This is a genomic window from Acinetobacter sp. YH12072 (assembly GCF_013419565.1).
In the GTDB taxonomy this organism is placed as follows: Bacteria; Pseudomonadota; Gammaproteobacteria; order Pseudomonadales; family Moraxellaceae; genus Acinetobacter.
Genome location: NZ_VOZV01000002.1, coordinates 198,650 through 205,254, shown reverse-complemented (window position 1 = coordinate 205,254; position 6,605 = coordinate 198,650). Strand labels below are relative to the sequence as shown.

The following is a 6,605-nucleotide window of genomic DNA, read 5'->3' as shown; positions in this document are numbered from 1 at the left end:
TGGCAATAAACTGATCCCACCGGGAAGCCGCTCTAAATTTCTGTCCAACATGGTGTACTTTAGCAAGTTGTTCAAAATCCTGTCGCACAAGAGGTTTAATTAGCTCATGAAATACGGTATTCTGATGGGACAAAACCTGAATCCTGGTCGTTAAAGTGTTTGTTTGCACTCATATTTTAACTGTTAGGACTCAGGTTTTTTTATTTAAAGCAAACTATGGGACAGCAGTGCCCTCGGGTGCTTTTTAATTTGGAATCTGGATTTATTTAAACTTAGATAAAGAACCAGTAAATAAACAGGGAAACCAAGAAAATACACATGATATTCAGGACAAAGCCGACTTTCATCATTTCACTTTGTTGAATATGGCCAGTACCAAACACAATCGCATTCGGTGGTGTCGCCACAGGTAGCATGAAGGCACAAGAAGCCCCAATCCCGATCACAATCACCAGAATCTCTTTAGGCATACCCATCTGGTCGGCAATGGCGGCAAAGACCGGAACCAGTAAGGCAGCTGAGGCAGTATTACTGGTAAATTCAGTCAGGAAGATGATGAAGGTTGCCACAACGAAGATAATTACGAGAGGCGAGGAGTCACCGAAAGCATTTGCCAGTGTTTGACCTAAAACCAGAGAACTGCCTGAATCCTTCAAGACAGCACTTAAGGTCAAGCCGCCACCAAACAGATAGAGCACGCCCCAATCGGTATTTTCAGCAACCTGTTTCCATGTAGCCGTACCCAGAATCACCACCAGACAGGCTGCCAGAATCGCGATCCAGGTATCAGGCTGTGAAATACCGAAATTTTCAGTCAATTTTTTACTGAAAATCCAGGCCATCGCCGTACAGAGGAACAACACCATCGTCGCAATACGGGTGGTGGTCCAGGGGATATTTTCAGTGACAAAATTCACCTTATGATTCAGTTTTGGACGCAATACCACATACAGACTGATCAACATTGCTGGCAGAATAATGAACATCATTGGCAGGCCGACTTTCATCCAGTCAGCGAAGTCATAACCGAGGGCTTTGGCTGCAATCGCATTCGGTGGAGAACCGACGATGGTGCCCAAGCCACCAATACTGGCTGAATAGGCAATCCCGAGCAGAATAAATACAAAGGTTTTACGTTCTTTTTCGGCATCCAGATGCGCAAGTAAACCCAGCGCCAGAGGCAACATCATAGCTGCGGTGGCGGTATTGGAAATCCACATCGACAGGGCAGCAGTTACTAAAAAGATAGCTAGTACCGAAGCACCGAGATGTCCACCGGAGAGCGAGATAATCCATGTGGCAATCTTCTTGTCCAGTTTCTGGATATGCAGCGCCGTAGCCAAAGCAAAACCACCAAAAAACAGGAAAATCACGGGATCGGCAAAGGTAGCGAGTGCTGCCTGCATGCTAATCGGTACCAGTTCATCACCATCTGCCATCGGCATACTCAATACAATCGCCAGTACCGGTATGAGTAGGGCTGTAATCGTAATATGCAGGGCTTCGGTCAGCCATAGAATGGCGATAAAGGTCAGTAGGGCCAATCCCTTATTGGCATTTTCGTCATAGGGTAAAATATGATACAAGCCATAAGAGATCACGGCAGCGATCACAATTAAAATCCAGCCTTTGCGAATTCCTTTTGGCATGGCATTAGTCGGGGTGCGTAAAGGGTCGTTCATACAACCTCCTTGCTCAACTTTTTTATTTAAAAGCGTTTTTGAAATTCTTATAAAAGTGAATATGTGTTTTGATTAAAAAAGATATTATTTAAACAGTATAGTAGAGTGTTGTAATAATCCCACACTTTGCCAAAGTGCGTAAATCCCCAGTCCAAATAGAAAAAACAGCACCAGATATTTGAAATGTTGCTGGGAAAGTCGATGCCGTATTTTTCCACCCAGCCAGACGCCGATGAGTGCAAATAACATGATTCCGAGCAGGATATGTCGCTGATGGGTTTGTAAAGAAATGAGGATCGGGAAGAGTAAGGTCAACTGCACCAGTTTGCTGGCAATAAAGTTAAGATTACTGATGATGACGATATCAGTTTTGGAGAGCTGGCAGCTAAGCAGATACATCATCAGGAAGGGGGCCATGGCATTGGTTGCACCTCCAATCATGCCGGCCAGTAAACCGAATCCTAGCATACTGAGCTGACTGCTACTGACCCGAAGCGGAGTAGAGCGTAACTGATCCAGTACATAGAAAATAATCACCAGACCCAGTAATAATTTAAGATAGCCTTCATTGATCCAGATGAGTAATTTGACCCCCAGCACACTACCGACCAAGCTGCTTAACATGAGTGGCCAATAGCGTGAGACATAATAGCAAATGCTCTGCAACAGGCTATGTTTTGGATCGCTATTGAGCATCCAAAGGTTCAATAACAGGCAGGGGAGGATCACTAAGGTGACTGCTGTACTTAAGGCATATTCACTGGATAAGGCAGCCGTACTCAGCATAGGAAAGCCAAAGCCACTGACCCCATGCAGTAATGCTGCGATCGCACACAGCCAAAGCACAATCCATTCTGCCTGTGTCATCTGGAATCCATTTCAAGAATAAAGTATCAACTTACCCTGAACAGGTGAGCAGGGTAAAGCATAAAATGGTAATAAGACCAAAACCTAAAATCAGGCAAAAAAAACCACGATCTTTTGGGGGAAAGACCGTGGCATAAAAATTTCACCATATGAATATTTAGGTGAAAGAGGAAACGATTTTATCGGTAGTCTTTATCCTGATTCACGGTACGCACAGGACGTTCATAATCAGTTCTGCTCGCAGCATAATCAGGCATAGAATTCTTTTTTGGCATCACTAACCATAGAACCAGATAAACTAAGATACCCGGGAAAGCAGCACTCATGACCGAAATAATCACGAAGATCAAGCGTAATAAATTTGCGTTCCAACCAAAACGTTCAGCAATACCGCCCATTACACCTGCAATCATGTTTGAGCGGTTAGAGCGATATAAACCAACATTGGCCATCCAAGTCTCCTAAAAGAAAAAATAAGGTTGAGTCTAAAAAATGACTCGTATTTATAAGAATGGAGTTTTATCTGAATTTTTAAAGTATCTATTGAAAATAAATTCGTTAAGTAATGTTACGGGAGATTAAATAATCCTTAAAAAATCACTAAGATCATAAAAATTCCATTGAATTCATTATTAAAACTTATAAGTTTTCAGTGAGTCGTCTGCCTATATAGATGTGCACCCCTTCAGGTATATTTTTAAAATGAAATCGAATGTATCGCATCATTTAAGTGGTTTATGCCGGCTTGGATTTGTGCTGGGAAGTGTTGCAGGACTGATTGCCTGTGATGACCATCAAAGCAAACCCTTACCTGATACTACGAAAACTTTGGCACAAGATGGCGTAGTCATCTCCGCCGCCAATGAAAGTTATGACACCCGTAATGCTAAATCGCTCACCCAGACTGCAACCTATAATGCATTGCCTGTAGAACCAAATGTCGATCCTAAACCTGTACCGGATTATGCCAAAAGCTATGTCGGGCGTTATCTTACCCAGATTGATTGTGACGGACGGTTTGCACCTTGTACGGAAGGGAAGTCGGTGTTTATTTTGACTTTATTGCCAGATGGTACAGTGCATCGCAGTATCGTGCATTATGGCAAAGTCTTTGTGAATAATTCCAGACGAGTTCAGACCGAAAGCAATGTGACCTATCGTAAGGACCGCTGGACGATTAATCCGGAACAAACTGAACTGATCGTGGACCGTAAAGAGGGGGCAAAATTCTATTATACAATTAAAAGCCCAACCCATCTGGTCATGAATCTGGAAAAAATTTATGACGAAAAAGAACGGGCAAACCAGCAGTTATTTGATCAGGGTTATCCTGCACCTTCTAAAGCGTATGAGTTGGTCAAAGATTCTGAATTTAAGATGACAGAATAAAAGCGATAAAATCTGTAAAAAATTTAAAAACAGAGTAAATGGAAATGGCGATTCTAAAATTGTCAGGATGAATTGCGCTTAAATAAAAAGAATGAACTGAATAATATATGAAATATTATAAGAATATTGAAAGAAGAAATAAATATAGAGGGGAGAATGGTGGGCCGTCCGCGACTCGAACGCGGGACCAATGGATTAAAAGTCCACTGCTCTACCAACTGAGCTAACGGCCCATTCGGGTAATCAAAGTAGCTTTGATTGAAGTTTCTAAAAAGAGATTTTAGAAATGATGGTGGGCCGTCCGCGACTCGAACGCGGGACCAATGGATTAAAAGTCCACTGCTCTACCAACTGAGCTAACGGCCCATCAGGGGATATCAAATTTAATGGTGGGCCGTCCGCGACTCGAACGCGGGACCAATGGATTAAAAGTCCACTGCTCTACCAACTGAGCTAACGGCCCTGAACCAACAATCAAGCAAGGCTTAATTGTGCAGTGCAAAAGAAACTAAAGAGTTCTGAAAGCACCACTTTGTTTGATGGAGCGTATTGTAGCAAGATCTCATTGCAGCGCAAGTAAAAAATAACAAAGTTGCCTATGTTTGATTATAAATACAACAATTCTGCTTTATCTAAACAAAAAATAGGCAACTTCAGCACTTAGAAACGATATTGATAGGCTTGAATGTTCTCAAAAATTTCTTGAGTCAGCTCACAATACGCATCGCTGCCTGGCAATAAAACCAGCAAGCGTTCATCGGTTTTGTTTGGGTCAAAAGCCTGTTCTTTCAGTTTGTTTTTCTGATACTTGAAGGTACCGGTCGTTTCTACCTGTTCTTGAATGCGCAGAAAAACTGGAACTGCATATGCAGGCAGACAGCGTTTAAAGGTGCTGACCATATTTTTCAGGTCTTGCTCATCCAGGGTGCTTCCCGGTTGCAGGGTAATTGCAGCCATACCGGCACGGCCATTGGTATTTGGAATTTCTACGCCATAAACCACAGCTTCGATAATTTTGTCATACTCGGTCAGCATGTTTTCGACTTCAGTCGTTGAAACATTTTCACCTTTCCAGCGGAAGGTATCACCGAGACGATCAACAAACTGGGCATGACGGAAACCGATATTACGCACCAGATCGCCGGTATTGAAGTAGGAATCACCTTTACTGAACACGTCATGCATGATGACTGCCTTGTTCTTTTCCGGATCGGTATAACCATCGAAAGGGGAGCGGCGGGTAATTTTACCGATCAATAAACCGGTTTCACCTTTTTTTACCCGTTTGCAGCGACCTTTGGCATCACGCACAGGCTCATTTTTATCTTTATCAAATTCGATAATGGCATAAGGCGTTGGTGAGAAACCGACAGTATTGTCAAAGTTAAAGACATTGCTGAAACCGACATTACCTTCACTTGAGGCATACAGTTCCAGTACTTCCTTGATGCCAAAACGGGATTTGAATTTATCCCAGATATTCGGGCGCATGCCATTACCAATCATCTTGGTGACACGATGGCCTTTTTCCAGTTCAGACGGTGGGGCATCCATCAGGTAGCGGCAAAGTTCACCGACATAACCAATCGCAGAAGCATCAAATTTTTTGACATCTTTCCAGAAGGAAGAGGTGGAGAACTTGCGACGGATGGCAAAAGTACTGCTTCCGGCAATCACCCCACACCAGCACACCACAATACCTGTCGCATGATAAAGCGGCAGGGTGCAGTACATCACGTCATCTTTATTCAGGTTCAGGACATGGCCATAGGTGCCATAGGCGAGTGTCCAGCGGCTATTGGTAAAGACCACAGCTTTAGGTAAGCCAGTGGTGCCTGAAGTATAGATATAGAACAGGCCGTCTTTGCCCTGTACCGAATGCGTAGTCGGTGTATTGAATTTCGGGAACTGGTCAATCTGCTCTGCCAGGTTGATAAAACCTTCAGGTGCCTGTCCGGGATTTTCTTGCGTATTCTGATCGGCAAACCAGTGAAAACGGTCAGCGGCAATATTGAGATCATGACGGATTTCATCAATAGCAGCACGGCACTCTTCACCGACAATGACTGCAATCGGTTTCACCAGGTTAATACTATGTGTCAGGACTTTACCGACCTGAGAGGTATTCACCAGCGCAATCGTGATGCCCAGCTTGGCCAGGCCAATCACACTGGCAATAAACTCCGGACGGTTTTCGACCATCACGGCCACCACATCACCTTTCTGTGCACCGAGAGAGAGGTAGAAATGTGCGATCTGGTTCGCCCAGCCATTTAGGTGAGCATAGGTATAGGACTGATCCTCAAAACGTAATGCAATACCTTCAGGATTACGCTGTGTTGCTTTTTCAAAAGCCAAACCCAGGCCTGCGGGCGTATTGGGAGTACGTAAATACGCCTGTCGCAGTCCGTTTAGCAGATTAGGGACCTTACTGATGAAGGCAGGGATTTTGGCTGCGACATCTGCAATGCCAATAAGATCGGGTTGATTCGTCTGGGTCATGGGCGTCCTATTATTTTTCGTATCCAATGCGTTTAATTTATATGCAATAAACGGATGGTAGCCATCTTTTAGCGTGTTGAAACTAGAGTAATCAACCTATTCTGACAAAATCTAGCAAAAAAAACCTAGCCACCGAAATGACTAGGTTTTTTAGTTAACTGCAAT

6 protein-coding genes and 3 tRNA genes are annotated in these 6,605 nt (G+C 43.6%); 1 reads left to right on the top strand and 8 read right to left on the bottom strand.

Annotated features, from left to right (window positions below; genetic code table 11):
• From FTU19_RS02155 to FTU19_RS02140, 4 genes are all read right to left on the bottom strand, one after another.
• The coding region (locus tag FTU19_RS02155) for a DUF4372 domain-containing protein (protein ID WP_180129989.1) at positions 1-133 on the bottom strand (133 nt) is incomplete at its 3' end.
• A 139-nt stretch (positions 134-272) separates the two neighbouring features.
• Complete coding sequence (locus FTU19_RS02150; RefSeq protein ID WP_180010973.1) at positions 273-1,682, bottom strand: DASS family sodium-coupled anion symporter; 1,410 nt, start codon at positions 1,680-1,682, stop codon at positions 273-275.
• 84 nt (positions 1,683-1,766) lie between these two features.
• Positions 1,767-2,549, bottom strand: a complete 783-nt coding sequence (locus tag FTU19_RS02145; RefSeq protein ID WP_180010971.1) for a sulfite exporter TauE/SafE family protein — start codon at positions 2,547-2,549, stop codon at positions 1,767-1,769.
• Positions 2,550-2,728: 179 nt separating this feature from the next.
• Positions 2,729-3,001 (bottom strand): PspC domain-containing protein, encoded by a 273-nt coding sequence (locus FTU19_RS02140; RefSeq protein ID WP_034169835.1) that lies wholly within the window; start codon positions 2,999-3,001, stop codon positions 2,729-2,731.
• A 250-nt stretch (positions 3,002-3,251) separates the two neighbouring features.
• Here FTU19_RS02140 and FTU19_RS02135 point away from each other — a divergent pair, with 250 nt between their 5' ends.
• Positions 3,252-3,938, top strand: a complete 687-nt coding sequence (locus FTU19_RS02135) for a hypothetical protein (protein ID WP_159123913.1) — start codon at positions 3,252-3,254, stop codon at positions 3,936-3,938.
• 157 nt (positions 3,939-4,095) lie between these two features.
• Here FTU19_RS02135 and FTU19_RS02130 read toward each other — a convergent pair.
• The 4 genes from FTU19_RS02130 to FTU19_RS02115 form a co-directional block, all read right to left on the bottom strand.
• Positions 4,096-4,171 (bottom strand) — tRNA-Lys (locus tag FTU19_RS02130).
• A 57-nt stretch (positions 4,172-4,228) separates the two neighbouring features.
• Positions 4,229-4,304 (bottom strand) — tRNA-Lys (locus FTU19_RS02125).
• Between the two features lie 21 nt (positions 4,305-4,325).
• Positions 4,326-4,401: transfer RNA gene (locus FTU19_RS02120), tRNA-Lys, on the bottom strand.
• Positions 4,402-4,598: 197 nt separating this feature from the next.
• On the bottom strand, positions 4,599-6,440 hold the full coding sequence (locus FTU19_RS02115) for a long-chain-acyl-CoA synthetase (RefSeq protein ID WP_180010969.1): 1,842 nt from the start codon (positions 6,438-6,440) through the stop codon (positions 4,599-4,601).
• Positions 6,441-6,605 lie beyond the last annotated feature (165 nt).